At 53.5% G+C, this 25,386-nt stretch carries 20 protein-coding genes and 1 pseudogene; 12 read left to right on the forward strand and 9 right to left on the reverse strand.

From position 1 onward, the window contains the following. The first annotated feature begins 62 nt into the window (after nucleotides 1-62). Together FJ147_15200 and FJ147_15205 are read left to right on the forward strand one after the other, a co-directional pair. Nucleotides 63-692, forward strand: coding sequence for a hypothetical protein (locus FJ147_15200; GenBank protein ID MBM4257233.1), 630 nt, complete (start codon nucleotides 63-65; stop codon nucleotides 690-692). A 43-nt stretch (nucleotides 693-735) separates the two neighbouring features. After that, nucleotides 736-2,058: a site-specific DNA-methyltransferase gene (locus FJ147_15205; GenBank protein MBM4257234.1), complete on the forward strand. Its 1,323-nt coding sequence runs from the start codon at nucleotides 736-738 to the stop codon at nucleotides 2,056-2,058. 82 nt (nucleotides 2,059-2,140) lie between these two features. Here FJ147_15205 and FJ147_15210 read toward each other — a convergent pair whose 3' ends face one another. Next, nucleotides 2,141-2,599, reverse strand: a complete 459-nt coding sequence (locus FJ147_15210; GenBank protein MBM4257235.1) for a VOC family protein — start codon at nucleotides 2,597-2,599, stop codon at nucleotides 2,141-2,143. A gap of 125 nt (nucleotides 2,600-2,724) precedes the next feature. Between FJ147_15210 and FJ147_15215 the strand changes: the two genes are divergently transcribed. Further along, on the forward strand, nucleotides 2,725-3,621 hold the full coding sequence (locus FJ147_15215) for a DMT family transporter (GenBank protein MBM4257236.1): 897 nt from the start codon (nucleotides 2,725-2,727) through the stop codon (nucleotides 3,619-3,621). 166 nt (nucleotides 3,622-3,787) lie between these two features. On the opposite strand, the pseudogene FJ147_15220 reads toward FJ147_15215, so the two are convergent. From FJ147_15220 to FJ147_15230, 3 genes and pseudogenes are all read right to left on the reverse strand, one after another. Beyond that, a pseudogene (locus FJ147_15220) lies at nucleotides 3,788-4,876 on the reverse strand (ATP-binding protein). Then, nucleotides 4,863-5,075: a TIR domain-containing protein gene (locus FJ147_15225; GenBank protein ID MBM4257237.1), complete on the reverse strand. Its 213-nt coding sequence runs from the start codon at nucleotides 5,073-5,075 to the stop codon at nucleotides 4,863-4,865. The pseudogene FJ147_15220 and the gene FJ147_15225 overlap by 14 nt, the downstream one beginning before the upstream one ends. A gap of 530 nt (nucleotides 5,076-5,605) precedes the next feature. Next, nucleotides 5,606-6,787 carry a hypothetical protein gene (locus FJ147_15230; protein MBM4257238.1) on the reverse strand — a complete coding sequence of 394 codons (1,182 nt, stop codon included), beginning with the start codon at nucleotides 6,785-6,787 and terminating at the stop codon, nucleotides 5,606-5,608. A 124-nt stretch (nucleotides 6,788-6,911) separates the two neighbouring features. On the opposite strand from FJ147_15230, the gene FJ147_15235 reads away from it, so the two are divergent. Then, on the forward strand, nucleotides 6,912-8,414 hold the full coding sequence (locus FJ147_15235) for an NCS2 family permease (GenBank protein ID MBM4257239.1): 1,503 nt from the start codon (nucleotides 6,912-6,914) through the stop codon (nucleotides 8,412-8,414). A gap of 329 nt (nucleotides 8,415-8,743) precedes the next feature. Here FJ147_15235 and FJ147_15240 read toward each other — a convergent pair whose 3' ends face one another. Further along, on the reverse strand, nucleotides 8,744-9,034 hold the full coding sequence (locus FJ147_15240) for a hypothetical protein (GenBank protein MBM4257240.1): 291 nt from the start codon (nucleotides 9,032-9,034) through the stop codon (nucleotides 8,744-8,746). 93 nt (nucleotides 9,035-9,127) lie between these two features. On the opposite strand from FJ147_15240, the gene FJ147_15245 reads away from it, so the two are divergent. After that, nucleotides 9,128-9,886, forward strand: a complete 759-nt coding sequence (locus tag FJ147_15245) for an SDR family oxidoreductase (GenBank protein MBM4257241.1) — start codon at nucleotides 9,128-9,130, stop codon at nucleotides 9,884-9,886. 59 nt (nucleotides 9,887-9,945) lie between these two features. Then, on the forward strand, nucleotides 9,946-10,863 hold the full coding sequence (locus FJ147_15250) for a polyphosphate kinase 2 family protein (GenBank protein ID MBM4257242.1): 918 nt from the start codon (nucleotides 9,946-9,948) through the stop codon (nucleotides 10,861-10,863). Nucleotides 10,864-11,143: 280 nt separating this feature from the next. Here FJ147_15250 and FJ147_15255 read toward each other — a convergent pair whose 3' ends face one another. Further along, nucleotides 11,144-12,367 (reverse strand): cytochrome P450, encoded by a 1,224-nt coding sequence (locus FJ147_15255; protein ID MBM4257243.1) that lies wholly within the window; start codon nucleotides 12,365-12,367, stop codon nucleotides 11,144-11,146. Nucleotides 12,368-12,453: 86 nt separating this feature from the next. Between FJ147_15255 and FJ147_15260 the strand changes: the two genes are divergently transcribed. Genes FJ147_15260 through FJ147_15280 form a run of 5 tightly spaced genes read left to right on the forward strand, consistent with a single transcriptional unit; the run spans nucleotide 12,454 to nucleotide 22,079 of the window. Beyond that, on the forward strand, nucleotides 12,454-15,717 hold the full coding sequence (locus FJ147_15260; GenBank protein ID MBM4257244.1) for a hypothetical protein: 3,264 nt from the start codon (nucleotides 12,454-12,456) through the stop codon (nucleotides 15,715-15,717). An 8-nt stretch (nucleotides 15,718-15,725) separates the two neighbouring features. Next, nucleotides 15,726-16,625 (forward strand): hypothetical protein, encoded by a 900-nt coding sequence (locus tag FJ147_15265; GenBank protein ID MBM4257245.1) that lies wholly within the window; start codon nucleotides 15,726-15,728, stop codon nucleotides 16,623-16,625. Then, the gene (locus FJ147_15270; GenBank protein ID MBM4257246.1) at nucleotides 16,531-20,136 is read left to right on the forward strand and encodes a M28 family peptidase; all 3,606 of its coding nucleotides are present in this window, start codon (nucleotides 16,531-16,533) and stop codon (nucleotides 20,134-20,136) included. The genes FJ147_15265 and FJ147_15270 overlap by 95 nt, the downstream gene beginning before the upstream one ends. A gap of 51 nt (nucleotides 20,137-20,187) precedes the next feature. Beyond that, complete coding sequence (locus FJ147_15275) at nucleotides 20,188-21,573, forward strand: TIGR01777 family protein (GenBank protein MBM4257247.1); 1,386 nt, start codon at nucleotides 20,188-20,190, stop codon at nucleotides 21,571-21,573. Further along, complete coding sequence (locus FJ147_15280) at nucleotides 21,570-22,079, forward strand: DUF4149 domain-containing protein (GenBank protein ID MBM4257248.1); 510 nt, start codon at nucleotides 21,570-21,572, stop codon at nucleotides 22,077-22,079. The genes FJ147_15275 and FJ147_15280 overlap by 4 nt, the downstream gene beginning before the upstream one ends. On the opposite strand, the gene FJ147_15285 is transcribed toward FJ147_15280, so the two are convergent. Continuing rightward, on the reverse strand, nucleotides 22,071-22,643 hold the full coding sequence (locus FJ147_15285) for a DUF1990 domain-containing protein (protein MBM4257249.1): 573 nt from the start codon (nucleotides 22,641-22,643) through the stop codon (nucleotides 22,071-22,073). The two genes, FJ147_15280 and FJ147_15285, sit on opposite strands and share 9 nt — an antisense overlap. A 60-nt stretch (nucleotides 22,644-22,703) precedes the next feature. Between FJ147_15285 and corA the strand changes: the two genes are divergently transcribed. Further along, on the forward strand, nucleotides 22,704-23,849 hold the full coding sequence (gene corA / locus FJ147_15290) for a magnesium/cobalt transporter CorA (protein ID MBM4257250.1): 1,146 nt from the start codon (nucleotides 22,704-22,706) through the stop codon (nucleotides 23,847-23,849). 30 nt (nucleotides 23,850-23,879) lie between these two features. On the opposite strand, the gene FJ147_15295 is transcribed toward corA, so the two are convergent. Beyond that, nucleotides 23,880-24,623 (reverse strand): YceI family protein, encoded by a 744-nt coding sequence (locus FJ147_15295; GenBank protein MBM4257251.1) that lies wholly within the window; start codon nucleotides 24,621-24,623, stop codon nucleotides 23,880-23,882. 145 nt (nucleotides 24,624-24,768) lie between these two features. Beyond that, nucleotides 24,769-25,233: a DUF924 domain-containing protein gene (locus FJ147_15300; protein ID MBM4257252.1), complete on the reverse strand. Its 465-nt coding sequence runs from the start codon at nucleotides 25,231-25,233 to the stop codon at nucleotides 24,769-24,771. Nucleotides 25,234-25,386: the final 153 nt, after the last annotated feature.

Consider the following 25,386-nt stretch of genomic DNA (forward strand, 5'->3'; position numbering starts at 1 on the left):
GTCGCCCGCGTTCATCCAGCTCTTCGACCAGACTTCGATACTTAGACCGAAGCCAGCACACAATGGTCTCGTCTCTCATCCCTGCTCTTGTGCAGAGGCTCTCCACTCCGGTCAATCACTATTGCGGTAAGTTGTTTCCTGCCACCGCCTTAGGCGAGCAAGTCAGTCCGCAATTTGCCACTTTAGTGGAAGATGCGAGCCCGAATGCCCTCGGGGTTCAACTTGCTGGGTTACCGGAAGTGAAAGAGGTGATTGCGGCAGCATCACCCACGAATACACTGATTGATCCGGGAAAATCGTGGACCATGACGGTTGAAACGACAACCATTTTCAGTCAGTTGACACTTGTCTCTTCCTTGATTCCGACGAACGATGCCTTCATCGCCGTGAATGGCATTGCTGGACCCGCCGGTGACAATGTCGTCTCACTTTTCGTTCCAGCCTATGATGCGGGTAGTGAACGGAATGATGAACTCTGTGCCTCACTCTTTGGTCCATCCATTACTGAGTGTGGTGGCGCCGGAGGTGGCGGTCATCCTGGGGGAGGGGAAGGGTTTGTTCATATTCACAATGGCATCCATGGGGTAGGAAACCTCACTCCGGCATTACGTGACTGGCGTAATCCTGTGGCGCGTATTCTGATTCGGCGAGTTGGTGGAGCTGGACAAGTCGCTGCAGGGGTAGACCTCTAAGCTCAGATAAGCGATACAGAGAGGAAAGAGAGCCGTCCATGAGATGAAGACTGCCGAGACCTTTCCTTCTGTGTCCTTAATCGAAGATCCCGCCCATTCGTATCGGTCATCGCATCCTTCCTTCAGTTCGGATTGTTACGACAATCGTCTCATCTGTGGTGACAATCTGCCGGCGCTGTCCGCCTTGACGACGGAATTTACCGGGAAGATCAAGTGCGTCTACATCGACCCGCCATATAATACTGGTAACGCGTTTGTCCATTATCGTGATGGGCTGCGTCATGAACGTTGGATCGAAATGATGCGACCGCGCTTGCAGCTCTTGTGGAGCCTGCTGCGCGATGATGGCTTTCTTACCGTTCAGATCGATGACAACGAGTTTGCCCGCCTCTATCTCTTGATGATGGAGATCTGTCAGGAGCGTAATCTCAAGGTCATTGTCGTCAAAATGGCCGAACCCACCGGGGTGAAAATGTCTCAGGTTGTGAAAAGAGGAGGGATTGCACGCCTCAAAGAATACCTGATTCTCGCTGGAAAGTCTGGTATTCACGGTCTCCAGCTTGAACGGATTGCGAAAGGCGCGTGGGATGCGGAGTACCGCACGGTCATAGACAACGTCAGTCGCGCTGAGGTTGCGTTGCTTAAAGACATCATCGCCAACAAACAACGCACCCCTGCTTTGGTGCAACAGGCAGACGCACTGTGCGCGCAGTTTGTTTTTCTGGCTGCAGAGGAGGTGTACCAGCGCGAACACACTGGGACACCAACAGAGACATGGCTGCAGGAAAACGCGTGGCGTATCGTGCGTACCTGTGCAACGACCGCGCTGGCAAAGCGTCTGGCGGACCAAAAGAAAACGTCGCTACGGTCATACGCCGCGGCCTTTACGATTGAGACCCCGCAACACAATTTGTATGTCATCAAACGAGACTACAACGCACGCATGGCACAGCCCCGTATTCGCTTGCTCTTCGCGGATGATTACTTGACCGTGCATCCTGGCGACTTCTGGCAAGACATTAAAACCACTGGACTTGGCGATGAAGGCGGTGTCGATTTTACCAACGGTAAAAAACCGGAGGCGTTACTGAAACGCGTTATTGGTATGGCGACCCAACCAGGTGACTGGGTTCTTGATGCTTTCGCTGGGTCTGGAACAACCGGTGCGGTTGCACACAAGATGAGACGACAATGGATCATGATCGAATCTGGGAAGCACTGTCAGACGCACATCCTCCCGCGACTGCGGAGAGTCGTTGATGGGAAGGATAGCGGGGGCGTGAGTCGTATCGTTGGTTGGACATCGGGTGGGGGATTTCGTTACTATGCAGTGAAGAATGTAGGAAACCGCAGAGAAAAAGAGTAGCCAGGAGTCAGGAGCCAGCATAAGAGCAGAAGTAGCCAGCACGGTTTTCTTGTGTTCTCTACTGACTACTGACTACTGACTACTATACTCGCTGATCCAACTGAATCACCGTTCCATCAGGATCTTTGAATAGCGTCGTCCGCACTTTTCCCCCGGTCGTTTCGCCATACGCGATGGCATCGAAGGTTGTTGGTGGCAACACCACTGGTATTCCGGCGGCTTTCACTTTCTCGAACGTCGCGTCCAGATCATCGACCCAAAACGCGAAGTGATGGATCCCGACCTGATTCAACTTCAGGGGCTCGCCTGCGGTGGGACGGTCCTCGGAAAGCACGATGAACGTGGCATCTGGTCCATCTTCCCAACGCAGATACACACCGTGACGAGTGCGTTGCCCTGAGACTTTCGACAATTGTCCCCCAGGATTTTCATTGGGATCGTTGAGCGTTACGCGCAGTCCTAAGAGATCGCGATAGAAACGTAACGCTTGTTCCATGTTGCTGACGCCAATGGCGATGTGGGAAGTTCCTCTGATTTTCATATCGTCCTCCTTTTGAATCTTTCCTATATCGTGGAGAAAGGGAGAAGTGAACCGCGCCTGCTGGATCTTGTATTTGTGAGCTGAATCCCGCAGTGTGCCTTCTGCAAACAACGAGGGAGCATGTCATGACCGGGCAAACAGATCGGCTGAAAGGTTTATTGTTGATGACTGCTGCTGGCCTGTGTTGGAGTAGTGGCGGGATTTTGGTGCGGTCAGTATCCATAACCAGCGCGTGGGAGATTGTCTTCTGGCGCGCGTCATTTATGGCACTGTTCGTCGGCATCTTCTTGATTGTCCGCTATGGGAGTCGGACACTCTCGTATGTGACAGCTGTCGGTTTTCCAGGGGTATGGGCTGGCGCCTTTCTTGCCCTGTCGTTTTTCCTGTTTATTTCGTCCGTGGTACGGACTACCGTGGCCAATGCCTTATTTTTGTCGAGTATCACTCCGCTTGTTGCTGCACTGCTCGGTTGGTTTTTTCTCAATGAGCATGTCTCACGTCGCACGACGATTGCCATGATGGCCAGTCTGGGGGGCATCGCGCTGATGTTTGCCGATGCCTTTGGTTCACCTGGATCGTTGATCGGTAATCTTCTCGCGTGCGGTGTTCCGCTCGCGTTTGGTGCCAATATCATCATCTTGCGCAAGATGGGAGCTTCTGTGGATATGGTTCCTACTATACTGCTCGGTGGCTTGATTGCCATGCCTATCGCCTTGTTGATGGGCTGGCCACTCACCGCCTCGTGGCATGATGTTGGAATACTCGCAGTGATGGGGACGTTTCAATTGGGGATGGGATGTGTACTTATGACACTGGCGGCTCCACACCTGACGGCTGTCGAAATTGGTCTGTTGGCTCTGCTTGAAACCATCCTTGGGCCACTATGGGTGTGGTTAGGGGTTGGGGAACGACCGAGCGACACCGCACTCCTTGGTGGGTTGGTCGTCTTGACCTCTTTGGTTGTGAACCAACTGGCAGGTTTGCGCAGTGCTCGTCTGGTTGCTGCTCCTGCTTCGCAGTGAACCGGTAACGCCGGGAACGACTTGTGGTCTTATCCCGGCCTACATACTGCCCCAATTCAGCGACGAATAAACGGGTAGGCCGGAATAAGCAAAGTGTTTCCGGCATCTGTCTGAATTCTCTCTCCCACCGGAAGAGGGCTAGGGTGAGGGGCTCAAACTACGCCCCCTACCGCACGAACCACCGCCGAATCAACTCCACCTGAAACCGATACCCAGTATCTATCTGCTCAAACAGCTCACGCTTCATAGGCAAGGCTAAAGCCTGATCCAGATTGTCAGAGAACTGCCGCGTTAAGACTTCTCTGCTCACGATCGCATTTTCTCCCTGCGCCGCAACGAAACGGAGCAAAGAAAGCCCTGCTGCATCGACCTGATTACGCTCAATGTCCGCAAAGAACAGGCTGCCATGGCTCAAAGCCTCCGGCACAGCGGCTTCAACATCTCTGAGATGCGCTAAACGACGAATAGAAGGATCTTGCTCGTTTTTCAGAGCAACAATCTCGGCACATAAGAGTTGGACGAGAAATGGATGACAATGTGTGAGGTCTAGGACGCGTTGACTTGCCTGAGGTTCATAACGTAGGACAAACTCTTTGACCGGGTGCTCGATCAATTGTCGAGCGTCTGTCTCTTTGAGGTAGCTCAATTGCACAACTTGGACGTTGATCAGATAGCTGGCCCAACGTTGCAATTCTTCAAAAGTATGCGAATCAGCCAGCAAAACTTTGAAACGTGGGCGATGCTGAATCAGATTGCGCAGAATGCCAAAGATGGCTGTTTCATCGAATTTCCCTTTGCTCAAGGCATCTTCTAAGGCCTCAAATTCATCAAGCGCGAGGAGTCCGACGTTTTGTCCTAAGGTTTGCTCAACTTCATCGAGCCATTCGCTAAAGCGCGAGAACGGATCGTTGAGCAAGGATTCACGGGACAACTGCGGGAGTTTGAGGTTTCGTCGAGCGTCGGACGACTTGCCCATGTCGCGTGCGATATTTAATAACAGACCTGTATGGTCATTTGCGATTGCTGCTCCCTGCAGGTCTACGAAGAGTGGAATCATCGTACTGGGTAAGAGACGGCCAAGATTGTTGAGCAATGAGGTCTTGCCAGTGCGTCGTTGTCCGTAGAGCAGGAGGGGTGGACGCCGCCCGTCGAGCAGTAATTGTTCAATCCGGGCGCTAATATCTGTTCGGCCAACAAAGATTTCCTGCTGTTCGGTCAGTGGCACGCCGATCACGTAGGGATTATCGATCTCCTGCAACGCCTCGGCGGCTGCTGTCTGCCGCTCGTTCCATGTTGATTAAACTAGGAGTGCCAATCTCGAAGTCGCGGTCGTCAATACACACCCGCAACCCGGCTTGTTCCAGTCGCGGCAAAAGTTCACCCCACACCCAGCCTCGATCAACGTGGCTGTAGCTAATGAATACGTCGTAGCGATAATTCCCCGGCTCGCTCATTGGTCAATTCCCCCGCAAGGTTCACACGGTGTTGTCCGTGTGTGGGACCTTGCTCTTCTGTAGGAGAGCATGACACGTTGTGCAGGAAATTTCCAGGTTTGGTGAGTGGCTGAAATGGACCTGGACCCGGATTATTCATGAATTTTTGGCTTGTGAGAGAAAACTCTTTTTGAGACGGACCTTTAGGGTGTTCTTTCACGTAATGCGTAAATCGCAGTGTGCAGAATCAACTTGGTCTATCGCTATAGCCTTCATAGCAAAACAATAGGATTTTTATGAGCTTAGCCGACATGACCCCTTTGTTTCGCACTTCGTGAATAATCCGGGCTGGATTCCCGCCTTCGCGGGAATGACGAAAACGAGCAGCCCGTCATTCCGGGCGAGCAACGCGAGACCCGGAATCCAGGAGCGTCCCCATGGATGTTCACTTCACGGGTATAGTACATGTTTGACAGGAAGAAGCAGGGCTTGATCTATCGCGGTTTGTGATCTTGCTCTCCCAAGCCTCCATTGATGCTGTCCCTCAATCATCACTTATCTTCCCACTCATCGTTGTCTTCATCCTCCCAGCCGTACTGTGCCGGGGCTTTGCCTTTGCTCTCCACTACGCGCGGATACTTCCCCTGCTGGATATCTGGGTGAATACCCACCACTTCGACTTCAAACTTGTGACTGTCGCCATAGTCAAAGTAGTAGAGGAACTTGTGTTTCATTACTAAGCCTAAGTTGCCAATCTCTATTTCGTCAGTCCAAATCGCGGCATCCTCATCCTGCGGACAACTGATTTGGTACCTGGCATCATACAATTGCCCGTTCATGAAGAACGAGTAGAGGTGATCAGCGTCCCAGTTGATGGCGCGTAGAATCGCAAAGTGGAGATCGTCGAGCGTTTGTTTTGCGCGCACAGCGATTGTGCGAAAGATACCTTTGTCCCGCATGAACTTGACTTTGAAATCGTAGGCGCCGTGGGGATGCTCTTGCGGAACCGGTTGCTCAGCGTTACGCAGGACCATGCGTGCCTGGAAACGGGGCTCGAAAGCTTTATCGTGCGTGGCGATCTGGATCAGATCGTGCCGGAGTTCCAGCGGGATTGGACGTTCAGTTTCAAGATAGGCCAAGCCCAGATAGCGCACTGCGAGGGCGCGAACCTCTGGCTGAGAATGGTGGGCGGCTTGTTGGAGTGCCTCGTAAGCGCTTGGTGCATCTCGTTGCGCCAGGAGTTGCGCCAGAGCCGCAAGTGCAAAGGTGCGACGTTTTCCTGTAAAGTGATCGCGGGGGCGACTCAAGTCCAACATTTCTTTCCAGAAGGGAACTGATGTGGGATCTTCTGTCGCTGCAAGCAAATCCAGTAGTGTTTCCTGCACATGCTTGCTTCCAGTACCACCAGTGAGGAATACCCGGCGATAGAGTTCCTGGGCACGAGGAACATCTGTTGGGTTAAGCGAAACTGCTCCGTTCCAACCCCAGAGCCCAAGATCGCTCAGGGCGCGTTTTGGCGGTGGATTATCTAAAAATGCCGTAAGACGATCTAATGCTGCACTTACTTTCGCTTGTTGTTCGGTAAGGGGGTGCGAGGGTAACCATTTCATCTTCCTGTGAAACAGCCAGGACTCAAACGGATCATTGTGAAGCATAGAGTTCCTCCTCTTTGTCAGAGGTTTTGCGCCGCAGCATGGCATGTTCTCCAGGGGATTTCCAGGTTCGCGCCGCACGGTCCTCGACCCTTTTCCCTGCACGCGCTACTATGCCGCGCCGATGACAACATCGGCATCTCTCAATTCCCAAGTCCCAATTTAAGCTTCCAAGCCCGCTCCTCCGTGGTTTGTCCGCGGTGATATCGACGGCTTCTTTGGGCTTTTCATCGACAATCTGCTACAGCTCATGTTGGTCGCAGTGCTGTGCAAAGTCGTCTGTGGTTTTCCGCCGGAACTGATCATCGGGAAAGTCCTACCTGGAGCTGCGGTATCTCTCTTGTTGGGGAATCTCTTTTACTCATGGCAGGCCCGTGAACTGATGCGTCACACTGGTCGTGATGATGTGACGGCGTTACCCTACGGTATCAATACCCCCAGTTTGTTTGCCTACATATTTCTGATTATGGGGCCGGTCTATCAGGAAACGCAGAATGTGACGCTGGCCTGGCAGGCCGGGTTATTTGCGTGCTTTCTCAGTGGGATCATGGAAACAGCCGGAGCCTTTGTCGGTGATTGGATACGGCAGAACACCCCCCGTGCAGCACTACTTGCTGCGCTGGCTGGTATTGCGATTACGTTCATTGCCATGGGGTTCATTTTCCAGATCTTTGCTTCACCGATGATCGCACTGCTGCCGATGATGATGATTCTCGTCACCTACGCTGCAGGAATGAAATCGTTGTTTACCCTGCCGGGAGGTTTTCTTGCCGTAATGACAGGTGTGGCTCTAGCGTGGCTGTTGCGCGTGTTCGGTTTTCCGTCTTTCACGCCAATCGCAGATCCGTATACGTTCGCTGTTCATGTGCCGACACCGGTGCCGAGTGATGTCTTTGCCTTGTTCACTAGTGACATGGGGTGGAAGTATCTGGCTGTGATCTTTCCTATGGGGTTGTTCAACGTCATCGGCTCTCTACAGAACCTAGAGAGTGCGGAAGCCGCAGGAGATCGGTACGAAACCAAACCGTCCTTGTTGGCTAACGGTATCGGGAGTCTAACCGCCGCATTCTTGGGCAGTGCCTTTCCGACAACCATTTACATTGGCCATCCCGCGTGGAAAGCGATGGGCGCACGTGCCGGTTATTCAGTACTCAACGGTGCCGTGATCACGCTTTTGTGTCTGCTAGGTGGAATTACCCTGGTGCTGCAAATTGTCCCGATCGAAGCGATGCTTGGCATCCTCTTATGGATCGGCATCATCATTACTGCGCAGGCCTTCCAAGAAGTACCGAAACACCATGCGCTTGCTGTCGCCTTTGGCTTGATCCCATCAATGGCGGCGTGGGCATTGTTACTGATCGAAACGAGTGTGCGGAAATCTGGCAAGTCACTCTTTGAGGTCGTACCGACCTTTGGTAATGACCTGTACATTCATGGGGTGATTGCGTTGAATCAAGGATTTTTGCTGAGTGCGATGGTGTTAGCCGCGATTCTCGTATTTGTGATCGAGCGCCAGTTTTTGCGTGCGGCTGGATGGACGTCCGTGGCGGCTATCTTATCTGCAGTTGGACTGATTCACGCCTATACGCTCACTCCTGCGGGCGTGCAAAACAAATTTGGTCTCATGGCTGCACCAGACTTTGCCCTCATGTACGCCTGTACTGCAGGATTTTTGCTGCTGGTGCACGTTGTTGGACGACGGCGGTGATGGCGATACGGAAGAAGGTTCCCCTGAATTGGTAGAAACCTTGCTCGTCATTCCCGCGCAGGCGGGCATCCAGAAATCTTAAGCAGTGGTAACGATCTCATCTTCCTGGATTCCGCTTTTGCGGGTATGACGTTTTCCCTAAATCAGACCTGAGAACATTCGTACACGTTACATTCCAGACTCCAAAGCGTACCATTCTGAGCGTAGCGAAGAATCTCTCGGAGAGACCCTTCGTTTCACTCAGGGTGACAGCGCGAGTGTACTTATCTTTCATGGTCCGATTTAGAACTTCAGATGCTCAACACAGTGGACGACTGACTGTGAATACATCATCCAATCGGCAACTTGCTGAGGATCGTCAGCGTCTCGTCTTCGACAATCTCGCTGATGCGAGCGCCGGCTTTTTGCATTTCTGGATCAGAGAGCGCCGCTTGGAGTGCATTCGGATTGGGGAGTTCCCACAGGTCAACGACTGTATTGAGACGTCCTGCAAATGTGGCGTAACTCCCAACTAGTTTCCAGCCATGTTTACCGACGACAGGGATCAAAGAGTTAAGCAAGTTAATGAAGTCCTGCTGTTTGCCAGGGTACAACTTGATCGACGCCTGTAGATACACCATAGTAGACCCTCCTTCGACGAGTTTGTCTCCAGTTAGCACCTGAAGGAAGCTGAAGTCAACGGGAACCGTTGACTTGGAAGAAAGGAGCCGAGGATGGATTTAGGACTCAAAGGGAAAAAGGCGATTGTCACTGGTGGGAGCCGCGGCATTGGTCGCGCTATCACTGAACTCTTTCTCGACGAAGGGATGGATGTTGCCATCTGTGCGCGTAAAGCTGAGGGCCTCCAACAGGCTGCCGACGAACTGCAAGTGAGAGGTGGAAAGGTTGTGGCAAAAGCTGTCGATGTCAGCAACGCGACTGACTACAAGGCCTTTATTACTGAAGCCGCGCATGCGCTCGGAGGCCTCGATGTATTCGTTCACAATGTGAGTGCAATGGTTGGGGTCGACGAAAAAGGATGGGAACGCAGTTTTCAGATTGACATGATGGGGGCAGTACGAGCAATCGAGGCAGCAACGCCGTTCTTGGAGAAGTCTGGCGAAGCCAGTGTAATCTTTATCGGGACGACGGCTGCCGTAGAAAATTTTGGTCCACCCAATTCATATAGCGCACTCAAAGCCGCGCTGGTGGCGTATACCAACGATCTGGGCCAAGCCTTGGCGCCGAAAGGGGTTCGTGTGAATACGGTGTCGCCGGGATCGATCTATTTCAAAGGTGGTGCGTGGGATCGTGTCGAGAAAAATATGCCCGACTATTTTGAGAAGGTGCGCAAATCGATTCCGTTTGGTCGTTTTGGTAAGCCTGAAGAGGTCGCTCGTGTGGTTACCTTCATGGCGAGCCCGATGGCGAGTTGGGTGACCGGGACCCATGTCATCGTCGACGGTGGGCAACATAAAGGGGTCGATCTATAAATTGCGGATTGGCGATTGTGGATCGTGGATTTGACAATGACGCAAAATAGGGAGTCCTCATGGGTAAGGAGAGCAACTTAGCAAAGGCCTTTCGTATCACAAATGGTAAGCAATTTCGCCTGAAAGGCGTTGATTGTGCCGATACCAATGGGCTCAAGTCGAAAGAAAAGGCCCAAGCGGCATTGGCGCAAGGCGTTACACGACTGCACGAGGATCAGGAGAAACTCTACGCCCAGGATCGGTGGGCATTGCTGCTGATTTTTCAGGCGATGGATGCAGCAGGCAAAGACAGCACGATTGAACATGTGATGTCAGGAGTGAATCCGCAAGGGTGCCAGGTCTATTCCTTCAAGGCGCCATCGGTTGAGGAACTCGACCATGACTTCATGTGGCGCACGACACGTTGCCTTCCTGAGCGTGGACGTATTGGTATCTTCAATCGCTCGTACTACGAGGAAGTGCTGGTAGTTCGAGTGCATCCGGAAATCCTCGCCAAACAGCGACTCCCTGAGAAGCTGGTCTCGAAAGACATTTGGAAAGAGCGCTACGAAGACATCAACGCCTTTGAGCGCTATCTGTCTCGCAACGGTACGGTGATCCGCAAGTTCTTCCTGCACGTGTCGAAAAAAGAGCAGAAACAGCGGTTCCTTGATCGGCTCGCAGAACCGGAGAAGAACTGGAAGTTTGCTTTGCAGGATGTGAAAGAGCGCAAGTACTGGGATACGTACATGCAAGCGTATGAAGAGATGATTCGCAACACCAGTTCTGACCATGCCCCGTGGTATGTGATTCCGGCGGATCACAAATGGTTCATGCGTCTTGCGGTGGCAGAGGTTATTGCCGACACGCTCGAGAGATTGAACCTTGCGTTTCCTCCAGTGGACGCCGAGAAAAAGCAAGAACTTGAAACGGCACAGGCGTTGTTAAAAGCTGAGGCAAATGGTGGGGATTCAAGATGGCGAACGGGGAAAGGCTAGTACCGTATCTCATAACTTCATGCGCAGTTGTAGGGCGTGCGAAGCGCGCCAACTGACCGGCGCGTGCGACGCGCCCTACGATTTTACCGCTGATGAACTTGCGAGACACGGTGCTAGAGGCTTGAGGCTGTCGCCTCTAAATCAAACCATACGAGATGGGTACACTTTGGGTTGTCGCCGGAGAGGCCGTAGCGTGCGCCACGCGCACGGGAATCAACGCTGGCAAGTGCTACCCCACCTGTACGAATGTTCGTGGTCCGATTTAGCCTATGGCCTGTTTTTATTCAAACTCCACATGTAACGCCTGTAATCCTCGCAAGATGAAACTCGGCGTGTGGGCAAAGGTATTCTTCCCTGGTGTTAGGCGAAGATTTTTCAAACGGTTGAGCAACGTTTCAAACGCGATCTTGCCTTCCAAACGAGCGAGCGGCGCCCCAAGACAATAATGAATGCCGGCACCAAACGCTAAGTGATCTTTCGCATTCGCTCGGCAGACATCAAACTGCGCGGCTTCAGGACATTGAGCGTCGTCACGATTTCCCGAGGCATACATGAGCACTAAGCGTGAATTCGCCGGTACCTTTACGCCGCCAATCTCAACCTCTACCTTTGTCATGCGAAAGAGCCCCTGGACTGGGGACTCGACGCGGAGTGCCTCTTCGATCAGGTTTGGTATCAGAGAGTGATCTGCTCGGATATGCTCCATCTGCATCGGATTCTGTAGCAACAGCATCATGGCGCTGGCAATGAGGTTGGTGGTGGTTTCATTGCCCGCGACCAGGAGTTGCTGCAAAATGTTCAACATTTCGCCCATATTGAGTGGGGTTTCCCCTTCGAGTCGGGCATTGAGCAAATCGGTCAGCATATCGTCCCGTGGGTTGGTGCGGCGTTCCTCAAGTTTCGCTGCGAAGTAGTGTTGGAACGCAACGGTACTGCGCGCGCACTCTAACTCGCGTTCGTGGCTAATCATACCTCCTAACGGCGCAACCGAATCGTCTGACCATTGCTTAAACTTCGGTAAGTCCTCTCGCGGCACGCCGAGCGCATCAGCAATAACAGTGAGTGGCAATGGCACCGCGAACTGTTCTACGAGCTCGACCGTGCCAGTCTTGATAAATGTGTCCACCAAATTGTTGGCAATCGTTGTGATACTTGGTGCAAGCAGGGCGACACGGCGTGGGGTAAAGGCTTTATTCACTAAACCGCGGAAACGACGATGCGCGGGTGGATCATTGGTGAGCAAGGTCGCGACCGGCATCCAGCCTTGCGCCAAAATATCAAGCACCTCTTGAGGTGGTTCCTTACGTACTCCTGGGCCGGTTTTTGAAGAAAATAACTCAGGATGAGTCAAAACAAACTGAAGGTCTTCATAGCGACTGACGATGAAGAATCCCATTCCTGGCACTTCGTACACTGGTGCTTCATGACGCATCGCTGCATAGAACGGATATGGGCACTCAATCGTTTCGGGAGCGAAGGGGTTGAACTGAGAAACTGTTGACATCTGTGGTTTCCTCTCTAGGTGCTCGTATAGCATCGCACACGCTGTGGAGGAACTATAGAATGAGAATGTCATAAAGGGGGACGGTTATGGTTCGAGTGCTGCTGTTTCTGGTCTGCTTCCTGGCGAGTGTACCCGCGAGTCTTGCTGCTCCACTTGCGCAACAAGATGTTCCTGAACCGTTACGTACATGGATCAAGTGGGCACTCCACGGACACAAAGATATCAACTGTCCCATACATTCTGGCATTGCTGGAGGAGGAACGGTCTGCATTTGGCCGACGCGGCTGGAGTTGAAGCTCAATGCGCGAGGAGGAGAGTTTTCTCAACACTGGCAGGTTTTTGTTGAGGATTGGATTACCCTTCCTGGTGAACGTGATCACTGGCCACAAGAAGTCAAAGTTGATGGCAAACCTGTGGTCGTTCGTGAGGAGGGTGGTTCTCCGCAAGTTCGCGTTCAGCCTGGGCTTCATACTGTGAGTGGAGTCTTTCTCTGGGATACGTTACCACAAGGGCTGCGTATCCCCATACTCACGGGTTTGATTGCGTTAAGCGTTGACAACGTCGTCATCGATTTCCCGCAAATTGATGAGTATGGCAGGCTATGGCTGCGTCAAGGTGTTGCCGAGCAGGAGAAAGTTGAGGATCGCCTTGAATTGAAAGTCTACCGTCGCATCACTGACAGTATTCCACTCGTCATCGCGACGCAAATCGATCTGCAAGTGTCAGGCAAGCAACGCGAGGTGACACTCGGGCAGGCCATTTCTGCCGATTATATTCCACTGTCGCTCGAGAGCTCTCTTCCGGCTCGACTCGAACCTGACGGACGGCTCCGCATTCAAGTACGAGCCGGGCAGTGGACGGTTACGTTGGTTGCTCGTCACACAGGAGCTGTAGTGTCGATGATCCCTCTACCAGCAGTGACTGGAGGTCAGTGGCCAGAAGAGGAGGTGTGGGTATTCGAGGCACAACCACACTTGCGGCAAGTGACGCTCGATGATGCTTCCGCCATCGACGCACAACAAACCACACTGCCGCCAGAGTGGCGTTCTTTTCCTGCCTATATGATGAAAGCGGGCGGAACCCTGAAATTGACCGAAAAGAAACGCGGCGATCCTGAACCAGCACCCGACCAACTGACCCTGCAACGGCAATGGTGGCTCGATTTTGATGGCCGTGGCTATACTGTGCAAGACTCCATTGCTGGGACGATGACTCGCGGCTGGCGGCTAGACTTGCTTGCGCCCGGTTCCCTTGGCCGTGTTGCCGTCGATGGGCAAGAGCAGTTTATTACCAAAAGTGAGCAAAATGGCCAGGCTGGCGTGGAGTTGCGGCGCGGGCAGGTCCAGCTCGTTGCCGACAGTCGCTTGGAAGACCTCCGTTCCCGTGTGCCCGCCGTGGGATGGGATCACGACTTTCACCAAGCGAGCGGTATTCTGCATCTGCCTCCAGGTTGGCGTGTGTTAACCGCTACCGGAGTCGATTCGATACCAGACTCATGGCTTGATCGCTGGACATTGATGGACCTGTTCATCGTATTTCTTATTGCTTTGGCAGTTGGCAAACTCTGGGGTTGGCTGTGGGGTACTGTTGCACTGGTCGCTCTTGCACTGATCACGCATGAAACCGGTGCGCCGTGGTGGATGTGGTTGCACGTGTTAATTGCTACTGCCCTGCTGCGTGTCTTACCTGCTGGTTGGCCTCGCTATATTGCGTTTGCGTATCGTGCGGTCGCACTACTGATACTCGTCGTCATTGCTGGGACGTTCATGGTTCGCCAGGCTCGTTGGGGGCTCTATCCGCAGTTAGAAGGATTTGGGCGTGGGGAAACACAAGATACTTTTCTAGGGGGAATGCAGAAGCTTTCGCGAATTACTGATGCCCCAGGAGTTGCTACCGTTGAGCCAATGGTTCCCCAAGGGGAAAGACAGAGTGGATACGTTGTAAGCAATGCAGGCTCAGCAATGGAAATGAGTGGACGACTAACGGCCTCTGATTTAGCTGGATATAACCGCCCAGGTAGGCACGGTGTGGTTGTATCACGCCCCGCTCAATACGACCCCAATGCGGCCATACAGACCGGACCTGGCTTGCCGCGTTGGCAGTGGCGGACATTTCTCTTGAGCTGGAACGGACCTGTCGAACGAAGCCAGGAAATCCGTTTCTTCCTGCTTTCACCACAAGTGAACTTGTTACTTGCGTTCTTACGCATTCTGCTGGTTGCGGCGTTGCTTGTGTGTGTCTTTGATCTTCGTTACCGCAACGGTAAACTGTCGCTTCCTTCACTGCCGACAACGACGACCGCTATGTTCCTTTTCTTACTCTTGCTTTTATCAATCTCACCGCCCGCCCTTGCCCAGCAAACGTTACCATCACCGGAACTGTTAAATGAACTGCGCAACAAACTTACTGCGAAGGAGCCGCCACAGTGCGGAACGCAATGCACGACTAGCCCGCGCATGCAAATTGAAATTGCAGGCGACACGCTGCGCATACGACAAGAAATCCACGCGGCAACACTGGTTGCACTGCCATTACCCGGTCGCCAGCGCCATTGGTTGCCGCGGACAGTGCTACTCGACGGGACTCCGGCGCGTGCGATGAATCGTACTGGTGATCAACTGTGGATCGCGGTTCCCGAGGGGCAACATCAAGTCCTGATGGAAGGACCTTTGCCAAGTCGAGAAAACATCGAGTTGTCACTGCCATTGCATCCGTATCTCGTACAAGTTTCAGCAGTTGGATGGGAAGTTGATGGCATTCGTGAGGATGGAGTTGCGGAAGAGCAGCTCCAATTGCGCCGTGTGCAGCGTGACGCCTCAAAGGCATCAGCAACATTGGAACAGGGCACCTTACCGCCGTTCATTCGCGTCGAACGTATCTTACAACTTGGCCTCACTTGGGGAGTGCAAACACGAGTGTTGCGAGTGTCTCCACGGGGTGCGGCAGTAGTGACGGAAATCCCGTTACTTGAGGGCGAGTCTGTCACCACGGACGGCGTACGTGTCGAGTCTGGCAAGGCGTTAATCAACATGTCACCGAATGACACGGAACTGGCATGGTCGTCGGTGCTGGAGCCGCGTACGCAACTGACATTGCAAGCGCCAAGCGCTACCTCTTGGGTGGAGATCTGGAAACTCGATGTGAGTCCGATCTGGCGGGTGACACCCAGCGGTATTCCGGTGATTCACCATAGTGATCAGTCTTCTGGTCATTGGTTCCCGGAGTGGCGTCCGTGGCCAGGAGAAACGGTCGCCCTACAAATCGCCCGACCTGAAGGGGTGCCAGGGCAAACGCTGACGATCGATAGCAGCCTGTTGCAAGTTACCCTGGACGGCGTGCGACGGAAGTGACCTTGCAGATGACACTGCGTAGCAGTCGTGGCGGACAACATAGCATCACGCTGCCAGAAGGCGCGACACTCCAATCGGTGAGTATCAAAGGAACACCGAAGGCGATTCGCCAGGAAGGGAGGGCCGTGACGGTGCCGCTCACGCCGGGCGCACAAGATGTGAATATGACTTGGCGACAAGCGAGTGGCATTGCTACATCCTATACGACCCCGCAGGTTGACCTTGGGAGCAATAGTGTTAACGCGTCTCTTCAAATGTACATGCCGCATGATCGCTGGACACTATTTTGTCGCGGTCCACAACTCGGTCCGGCGGTGCTCTTTTGGTCGGCAGCACTTGTTGTTCTCCTTGGTGCCATTGCCCTCGGACGGATTCCGATGACGCCGTTGCGAACCCACCACTGGATCTTGCTCGGCATTGGATTTAGCGTGGTGTTCATTAAGATCGTACTGTTGTTTGTGGGATGGCTGTTTGCGCTTGAACTGCGTAAGCGTTTACCGTCCACCACGCGACCACTTGTGTTTAATGTTGTCCAGACTGTAGTGATTATCTTGACTGTTCTTGCTCTTGGAGCGGTCCTGTTCATCGTGCAGCGCGGTCTTATGGGAACACCCGAAATGCGCATCTTTGGCAATGGCTCTAGCAATCTTTTCCTGCACTGGTATCAAGACCGAGCTGACGCTATCGTTCCACAAGGATGGGTATTTTCATTGCCAGTGTGGGCGTATCGCGTCGCGATGTTGGCCTGGGCCTTGTGGTTAGCCTCGGCACTTATCGGCTGGTTACGCTGGGGATGGGATTGTTTCAGTACCAATGGGCTATGGCGTAAACGCGAACGGGTTGTTCCTCCGACCAGCAAAGAACAGTCGGTGCCGCCCGCCTCAGCGGAGCAACCCAGTGAAGGGTAAGTTAAGGAAAGGGAGCGGAATGCGACAGAGGGATGGAGGTGGGGAGCGAAAGTGCTCCCTGTGGCGATTCATCAGCAGTCTTGGGTTCAGGCGGAGAATTCTTCTCGGTTATCTATGTGGCGGCCTGTTGTTTGGTTGGCTTTCGCTCGTTGGGGCTCAGCCAAAGTCCGAAGATCCTTTCCGCCTACCAGCGCAAGAGCGCGAGGTTGACGTTCCGGAAACAACGGATGAGTTTCCTCGTACTCCGCCGCTCGGAGAGCAAGATCTTCCCTATGAAGCCCCGCCGGCTCCAGCGACGAACGTTGAGGGGCAGCCCTCGTTGCCATCTGACGAGCGTGAACAGTCGCCGGTTGCCGAACCGTCAGTGACGCGACCCGAGGAACGTGTCGTTCCTTCGACTAGAGAAGAACAAACTGGCCCAGCGACGCAAGGCGAGCCACCCGCGGAAGAGACGCGCTCGCAGCCTACACGAAACGAAACGCCCGACGGAATACCAGGCCAGAAGTCTGTGGAGCCACCCTCAACGCCGCCAGTGCACGAGCAGACTGCACCGACACCGCCTCGACAACTCCCTCCTGGTCATCCACCTGTCACTGCCGAGCACGGTCTTGCTGGAGGCACAAAAGAGGAGACTGCTAGCTCAGCAGAAGAAGGGAAACTCCTTAGCAATATCCGGCAAGTCACGTTTATTGGGCAACGTGCTGGCGAAGGCTATTTTAGCCAGGATGGATCACTGCTCGTTTTTCAGAGCGAGCGCGAGCCTGGGAATCCTTTTTACCAGATCTATCTTCTTGATTTGCATTCGGGCAGCCTACGACGAGTCTCTCCTGGAGTTGGAAAAACCACCTGTCCGTGGATTCATCCGACAAAGAAAAAAGTTCTCTTTGCTTCCACGCATCTTGACCCACGTGCAGCAGAGAAGCAAAAAGCCGAACTGACTCAACGCAACTCCGGGCAAGAGCGTCGGTACTCATGGGACTTTGATGAACAGTATGAGCTGTTTGAAACTGACCTCGCCAGCGGCAAGATGGTCAATCTGAGCAAAACCCGCGGGTACGATGCTGAAGCCTCGTGGTCACCAGATGGGTCACTCATTGTGTTTGCCTCTAATCGCCACGCGTATACCATTCCGCTCTCGGTCGAGGACCAGGAGACATTTGCGCGCGATCCGTCTTCACAGATGGATATCTATCTGATGAAGGCTGATGGCACGCAGGTGCGACGCTTGACGACAGAGCCAGGATACGACGGTGGTCCCTTCTTTAGTGCGGACGGGCGCAAGATTTGTTGGCGCCGCTTTTCTCTTGATGGTGCGACGGCAGAAGTTTTCACCATGAATGTTGACGGTTCCGAGCAGACCCAAATCACACAACTTGGCACGATGTCATGGGGGCCGTATTTCCACCCTTCTGGTGACTATCTCATCTTTGCCTCCAATCGTGAAGGAATGCGGAACTTTGAGTTGTACATGGTCGATGCTGCCGGGGCTTCCACACCCGTGCGTGTGTCCTTCACCGATGGCTTCGATGGGTTACCAGCCTTCTCGCCAGATGGAAAGCGCTTGACCTGGAGTAGCGCCCGTGGGATCCAGAAACGTCCCCAAATCTTTTTCGCTGAGTGGAATGATGCAACGGCACGTCAGCAGCTTGGCTTGGCCGGAGCAGTTGAGGTGACGACTGCGGAGGAGGACCAGCCTGTTCCCGCGCCGCAGCTTGGGACGGCTTTCCCGCCGATCAACACGCGCGGTTTACGTATTCACCTGGACACTCTCGCTTCGGAGAAAATGGAAGGACGACTCACAGGTACTGAAGGAGAACGACGCGCAACGGAGTATGTCGCGTCGATCTTTCAGTGGCTCGGCCTCATGCCCGCCGGTGATAATGGCACCTATTTTCAAACCTTCCAGTTCACTGGTGGTGTCTCGCTGGGAACTGCCAATCAACTAACGATGCGTTCAGGCAGTGGCGAGCAGACCTGGACAGTGAATAGCGAGTGGCGGCCTCTGTCTTCGTCGAGGGTGGGCGCTATCGACCCGACAGATGTGGTGTTCGCCGGCTATGGAATCGTTGCGCCCGCAGCCGAGGGCAACGGAGCCTATGATTCCTATGCGCACCTCGACGTGAACGACAAATGGGTACTGGTGTTTCGCTATGTGCCAGAAGGTGTCTCTCCACAGGTTCGACAGCACCTCAATCGCTATGCCAGTCTACGGTACAAAACCATGATCGCCCGCGACAAAGGTGCCCGTGGGATCATTTTTGTCAGTGGCCCACAGTCACAAGTGAAAGAACAATTAGTGCCATTGTCTTTTGACGCGTCAATGTCGACGAGCAGCATTGCAGCTATCTCTGTCAGTGATGCTGTGGCGGAACGATTCCTTCAAGGCAGTGGTAAGACGCTTGGCGATCTGCAAGCGAGCCTCGACTCAGGCATGAGCGCCTCTGGATTCGTCATCGATGGGGTACGTCTCGAAGTTGTGATCGACGTCGTGCAGGAGAAGCGCAGCGGACGAAATGTGCTTGCGCGGCTGATTGCTGGACAAGGCCCAGGGAAAACCGCGGTCGTTGTTGGTGCCCATGTCGATCATCTCGGGCGCGGAGAAGGAACGAGTTCGCTCGCGCGAGAAGAAGAAAAAGGACAAGTTCATTATGGTGCTGACGACAATGCGTCTGGTGTGGCGGGCCTCCTTGAAATTGCCCAAGCGCTCACTGAAGCGAAAGGAAAAGGCGAGTTGCGCTTACAACGTGACGTGATCTTTGCCGCCTGGTCGGGAGAGGAGCTGGGACTGCTGGGATCGAATCATTTCGTACGCACCCTGTCTGGCTCCGGGGCTGAGTCCGCCGTTCTCACTCCGAGCATAAGTGCCTATCTCAACATGGACATGATCGGGCGGTTAAAGAATGCTGTTGTGTTGCAGGGAGTGGGCTCAAGTTCACTGTGGGTGCGAGAAGTCGAGCGGCTTGCGGCACCACTTGATCTCGCTGTGACACTTCAGCAGGACAGCTATCTACCGACCGATGCGACAGCTTTCTATCTTAAAGGCGTACCAATTTTGAGCGCATTTACCGGTGCCCATGACGAGTATCACACTCCCCGTGATACCACAGAAAAAATCAATGGCGAGGGAGCGGCCAAAATCAGTCGTTTCATGGCAGCACTTGCGCAATCGCTGGCGACGCGTACTGACCCACCAGATTATGTCGCAGCCACAAAACCACCGACAACAGTCGGACGAGTCGCCGTGCGCGCCTATCTTGGCACCATTCCTGATTACACTCCCGGTGACACGATCGGAGTCAAAATTGCGGGTGTGGTGAAAGGTGGGCCTGCAGACCTGGCAGGAATGACTGGTGGTGACACTATCATCGAGATGGCAGGACGAAAAATCGAGAACATTTACGACTATACCTACGCTCTCGATGGCCTCAAAATTGGGGTTCCCGCAGAAGTACGTGTCGTGCGCCAGGGACAACCGATAATTCTGAAAATTATTCCGCGCTCGCGCGAGTAAAGCATGGGGGTAGTCTCGACAGGAGATGGGGAATGCTAAAACGACCTCATCATGAAGACAGAAGAGTTTCGTTACCGCACTCGGATCAATGCTCCAGCGGAAGAAGTGTTTCGCTGGCACGCGCGACCTGGTGCGTTTGAGCGTCTGACGCCACCCTGGGAGTCGGTAGAGGTGGTTGAACGGACGGGAAGCATTCAGAACGGGGACCGCCTCGTGTTGCGAATGCATCTGGGCCCGGTGTCACAAAAATGGGTGGCAGAGCATCGCGATTACGTAGAAGGTCGACAGTTTCGCGATATCCAGCGAGAAGGGCCGTTTCCCCACTGGGAGCATACGCACCGCTTTGAACCCGATGGACCAACTGCGTGTTTTCTTGAAGACCGCATCGAGTACAAACTGCCGCTCGGAAAGCTTGGTCATAAGAGCGGTCACAGGTTCGTGCGTCGTAAACTTGAGCGGCTGTTTCGCTATCGTCATGAGATAACGGCTGGTGATGTTGCCGCTCATACGCGATACGCGACCAAACCGTTGAAGGTTCTTCTGTCCGGTGCAACCGGCCTCGTCGGATCGGTGCTCATTCCATTTCTCACTGCGGGGGGACACCAGGTCATTCGTTTGGTACGTGGCGAGCCACGTCCAGACGCATCTGAGGTGCAATGGGACCCGATGCGGGGAGTCGCGGATTTGACCCGCCTTGAAGGGATGGATGCTGTCGTCCACCTGGCTGGTGAGAATATTGCCTCCGGACGTTGGACGGCAGAGCGCAAGGCGCGTATTCGCGAGAGTCGGGTACGCGGAACCAAAGTACTCAGTGATGCGCTGTCTCGCCTGGTGCTACCACCAAAGGTCTTTATCAGTGCCTCAGCCGTTGGCTATTACGGCGACCGAGGCGATGAACTTTTGCATGAAGGCAGCACGCCTGGGGAGAATTTTCTGGCCGACATTTGTCAGGCATGGGAGGCTGCAACAGAAAGTGCGGACAAGCGAGGTATTCGGGTCGTCCATCTCCGCATTGGTCTGGTGCTGAGTGGTGCAGGCGGGGCGTTAACCAAGATGCTCTTACCGTTCAAACTTGGTGTGGGTGGTACCCTTGGTTCTGGGCGGCAGTATGTCAGTTGGGTATCGATCGACGACTTGATTGGTATCATTCACCACGTCTTGCTGACGGACGCATTACGAGGGGCCGTCAATGCTGTCTCGCCATATCCGATCACGAACAGTGAACTGACGAAAGTGTTGGGCATTATTCTTCACCGCCCCACATTGCTCCCGACTCCTGCCTTTGCCCTACGCATGGCCCTGGGGCGAGAAATGGCTAGCGATCTTTTGCTGTCCAGTGCGCGGATTGAACCACGTCAACTGCTGATGACCCAGTATCCGTTCCGTCATCCCTATTTAGGCGATACCCTGCGACACATACTAGGAAAAACATCATGAAACGATTCGTGAATTCTTTCTTTTTTTTTCTTGAGAATCTTGGTGCTGGAGTATGGCTCGGAACACTGGCAACCTTTGGCTTTGCGGTTGCGCGGCCAGTGTTTCGTGGCGTACCGAGTGTGACATTGGCGGGGGAGCTGACGGCACAAGTACTCCACCGGATCAACCTCATGGAGATGATCTGTGCGAGTTTTATGGCGTTGGCAGCGTTTGTGTTTCTTGCCCAACGAGAGCAGCGAACAACTCTGCGGGTGCTAAAAACCGTTGTGATGGCATTGATGGTGATAGCGTTTGCCTATTACGGACACACGCTGATGAACCGGATGGAGCATTTGCGCACCGTAGAGATTCAGAATTTTGATAAGTTTGAAGAGTCGACGCGAGCCGCTCGGGATGAATTTGATCGCCTACACAAGCGGTATACGCGGTTAGCGAGCCTGAACGTTTGGCTTGGGCTTGGATTTTTGCTGCTGTCCGGCTTTGAGCGGCGTGATCCGTCATCGTGAGGCAGCGAGCATAGCTTGAAGGGAGTCTCGTGCGAACCGCCGCTGCAGGTGCCGTACATACAGGTACCCGAATCGTGCTAACCGATAGTGGGGACGGGAAAAGGCCAGAATGTCGTACCAGACCGAGTCATCGGCATGATGCCAGAGTACGGTGAATCGTTCTTCTCCTTGTTCAGCGTGACCAGGCAGGGTACCGTACGCGAAACCAAACGTGACTGTGTCGCCCTGCTCATCAATGACGTAAACAATACGGCAGGCATTCATGATCCATAAACTCCAGACGCGTGCCAGCACGGCCACTGTGGTTCCCACAGCAATTGGCGCTGTCGGTTCATGAAGCGACAGCCACCGCAGGTTGAACATCTCCCAGTGTTGCAGTGCCTTCTGCGCGCGGACAAAGGTCCCTTTGCCACTACCGAGCAGCATCCGATTGTGGTCAATGTCATAACCGGATGGCAGCGTATGCTGCGTTGCTCCGACTTCTTTATAAGAATGGGGGAGGTGCCGTTGGGCGGCAACGAACCGTTGCACGTCTAGCGTGGTCGGTCGAGAAATAGAAAACATGGTAATCCGTAACTCATTCTGGTTAATATGTATGTAGAGATTTTCTGAAGTGTGGCAGGAATGAAGAGAACACACAAACACAAGAAACACAAACGCCGTGAATCGTATGTCTTTGTCCCACCAGGAACGCCACCTGGCAGTGTCATTGTTCACCCCGAAGCGGCAGCTCCTACTATTCGCGTCTTGGCGTATGGTCCAGGTGATGTCCTTGAGCAACAGGTCAGCGATCCACAGCGGGTGCGAGAATTCTTCGGGAAACGTCCGGTGCTGTGGGTGGACGTGGAAGGGCTTGGCGATGCCGCGACGATCCACGCACTAGGGGAAATTTTCAATGTGCATCGGTTAGCGTTGGAAGATATCGTCACTGTGCACCAACGCCCGAAGGTCGAACAATACGATGACCAACTCTTTATCGTCGCTCGCGCAGTGTACCTTGCTGAACAACTTGAGACAGAACAGATTAGCCTATTCGTAGGCGAAGACTTCGTCTTGACCTTTCAAGAAGGGCGACCAGGCGATTGTCTGGAAGCGATTCGTGAGCGCATTCGCAAGAAAGGTGGTCGCATTCGTGATGCCGGCTATGATTATCTCGTCTATGCGATACTTGACGCTATTGTCGATAGTTATTTCCCGCTTCTCGAAGCGTATGGCGAGCGCCTAGAGACACTTGAAGATGAGATTTTGCTGCATCCTCAAGTTGATACGGTGGCACGAATCCATAGTATCAAGCGTGACCTGTTGACCTTGCGTCGTGCGATGTGGCCGCAGCGAGAAACGTTCAATGCCTTGCTGCGGGGTGAAAACTCGGTGCTGACAAATGAAACCCACCTCTATATGCGCGATTGCTATGATCACGCTGTGCAGATTCTTGATCTGCTTGAGACCTATCGTGAACTGGGCTCGGATTTGATCGACATGTACCTCTCGATGGTCAGTAACCGTACAAACGAGATCATGCGTGTACTCACAGTGATTTCTCTGATCTTCATCCCGTTGACGTTCATTGCGGGAGTGTATGGCATGAACTTCGATACCGAGTCTCCGTGGAACATGCCCGAATTAAAGTGGTACGCTGGCTACCCTCTAGCTCTCGTGTTGATGCTGGCGGTCGCGCTCGGGCAGTTGATTTACTTTCGGCGCAGAGGGTGGTTGGGGCCACCGCGAGGAATGGGAGTTCAGGAGGAGAAAAATAACGAGGGCGCATGAACGCACCCTCGCGTGAAGTGATGCGGGAGGTTATCTTCCCAGCGGATTCGGCATCGCTTTGTCCATTGCTTTGTCCACGACTGCGCCTGCCGCTTTGTCCATTGCTTTGTCAGCCGCTTTTTCTACCGTTTTCTGTGCAGCTTCTGAAACAGTGCCTGGAGTGACTGCCGCGGTTGCCGCAGCTTGCGTCAGCTCAATGTCGACAGTGATGGTGACCTCCTCACCAACAGCGACCCCACCGGTTTCCAATGCCGCGTTCCAGGTCAAGCCGAAGTCTTTGCGGTTAATTTTGGTGGTGGCCATGCCGCCGATGATGGTCTTTCCTTGCGGGCTCTTGACGGGTTTAAGGCTGCCTTCGAAATCTAGAACCACTTCCTTTGTAACACCGTGGAGCGTCAGGTCACCGGTGATCTTGTAATTGCCGTCACTACTCCCTTTCTGGATTTTTTTCGACTTAAAAGTCATGGCTGGGTGTTTGGCAACATCAAAAAAGTCCGGGCTCCGCAGGTGATCATCACGTTTGACGATCCCGGTGTCGACGGAAGCAACGTCAATTGTAGCTTCGATGGTTGATTTCGTGACATCCTGTTCATCGAGGTTCACTTTGCCAGAGACTTTGCGAAAATCGCCGCGCACGGTAGAGACCATCAAGTGACGAATGGCGAACCCTGCACTGGTGTGGGCGGGGTCGATCTCCCAGGTTGTTGCAGCACGGCCAACCGTTGGGAGCGCCAAAGTCGCGGCCAGAAAAGTGGATACGATATAACGACGCATAAATCCTCCTCCTTTGCTTATAGAAAAATTATTAGACCCAAAAATTTATTCCCCACCACGGGGATGCCCTTTCACTCTTAATGTGCTTTTTCTGCGACTGCAAGTGAAATTTATAGACAGGAGGAGTTTGGTGAAGTTGCGAGGGCTAGAACGACGAACCAGGCTGTTGGAGGAATTCGACTTCTTCTGGTGTTGAAGAGCGACCAAGTACGGCATTACGGTGAGGAAAGCGACCGAAGCGCTCAATGATCTCTTGATGTTTCAGTGCGTAAGAAACTGAGTTGAGATATGGTCGTTCTTGCGCGAGCTGACGAAACAACGTAACCGAGCGCTGCTGATCAGCGAGCACTTCACTATGCATGAACGGCATATAGACGAAACTGCGCTCGACTGGAAGTAGCTGTTGATCAAGGTTGTGCTGGATCAGGTGGGTTGCGACTTCACGAGCAAGCGGGTCGGTGGCAAAGGCACGTGGATCACCACGGAACATGTTGCGCGGAAACTGATCGAGTAACACGATGAGCGCTAAGCCGGAGTGTGGTGTCTGCTGCCAGTCCATTAACTGACGATCTGCTGCGAGTTGATAATCAACAAAGAAATGGTCACGAATAGTGAGATCAAATTGTGGATCGGGAGTAAGGCATGGGCAAGAATTAAGTTACCGATTAAGAGCGAGGAAGAAGCGTATAGTTCCAATCGCCATGAAACTTACCGGGTTTGATATTGAGCGCTTGAAACTCATCGTCGGAGACCTGTAGGCCTT

This window comes from Deltaproteobacteria bacterium, assembly GCA_016874775.1.
Lineage (GTDB): Bacteria > Desulfobacterota > Binatia > Bin18 > Bin18 > VGTJ01.

Coding starts and splice junctions, on each gene's coding strand:
- corA (MBM4257250.1), top strand. CDS start 22,704: ATGAAGAGAACACACAAACACAAGAAACACAAACGCCGTGAATCGTAT.
- FJ147_15275 (MBM4257247.1), top strand. CDS start 20,188: ATGAAGACAGAAGAGTTTCGTTACCGCACTCGGATCAATGCTCCAGCG.
- FJ147_15285 (MBM4257249.1), bottom strand. CDS start 22,643: ATGTTTTCTATTTCTCGACCGACCACGCTAGACGTGCAACGGTTCGTT.
- FJ147_15255 (MBM4257243.1), bottom strand. CDS start 12,367: ATGTCAACAGTTTCTCAGTTCAACCCCTTCGCTCCCGAAACGATTGAG.
- FJ147_15225 (MBM4257237.1), bottom strand. CDS start 5,075: ATGAGCGAGCCGGGGAATTATCGCTACGACGTATTCATTAGCTACAGC.
- FJ147_15250 (MBM4257242.1), top strand. CDS start 9,946: ATGGGTAAGGAGAGCAACTTAGCAAAGGCCTTTCGTATCACAAATGGT.
- FJ147_15200 (MBM4257233.1), top strand. CDS start 63: ATGGTCTCGTCTCTCATCCCTGCTCTTGTGCAGAGGCTCTCCACTCCG.
- FJ147_15215 (MBM4257236.1), top strand. CDS start 2,725: ATGACCGGGCAAACAGATCGGCTGAAAGGTTTATTGTTGATGACTGCT.
- FJ147_15295 (MBM4257251.1), bottom strand. CDS start 24,623: ATGCGTCGTTATATCGTATCCACTTTTCTGGCCGCGACTTTGGCGCTC.
- FJ147_15205 (MBM4257234.1), top strand. CDS start 736: ATGAAGACTGCCGAGACCTTTCCTTCTGTGTCCTTAATCGAAGATCCC.
- FJ147_15240 (MBM4257240.1), bottom strand. CDS start 9,034: ATGGTGTATCTACAGGCGTCGATCAAGTTGTACCCTGGCAAACAGCAG.
- FJ147_15265 (MBM4257245.1), top strand. CDS start 15,726: ATGACACTGCGTAGCAGTCGTGGCGGACAACATAGCATCACGCTGCCA.
- FJ147_15245 (MBM4257241.1), top strand. CDS start 9,128: ATGGATTTAGGACTCAAAGGGAAAAAGGCGATTGTCACTGGTGGGAGC.
- FJ147_15210 (MBM4257235.1), bottom strand. CDS start 2,599: ATGAAAATCAGAGGAACTTCCCACATCGCCATTGGCGTCAGCAACATG.
- FJ147_15270 (MBM4257246.1), top strand. CDS start 16,531: ATGGGCTATGGCGTAAACGCGAACGGGTTGTTCCTCCGACCAGCAAAG.
- FJ147_15280 (MBM4257248.1), top strand. CDS start 21,570: ATGAAACGATTCGTGAATTCTTTCTTTTTTTTTCTTGAGAATCTTGGT.
- FJ147_15260 (MBM4257244.1), top strand. CDS start 12,454: ATGGTTCGAGTGCTGCTGTTTCTGGTCTGCTTCCTGGCGAGTGTACCC.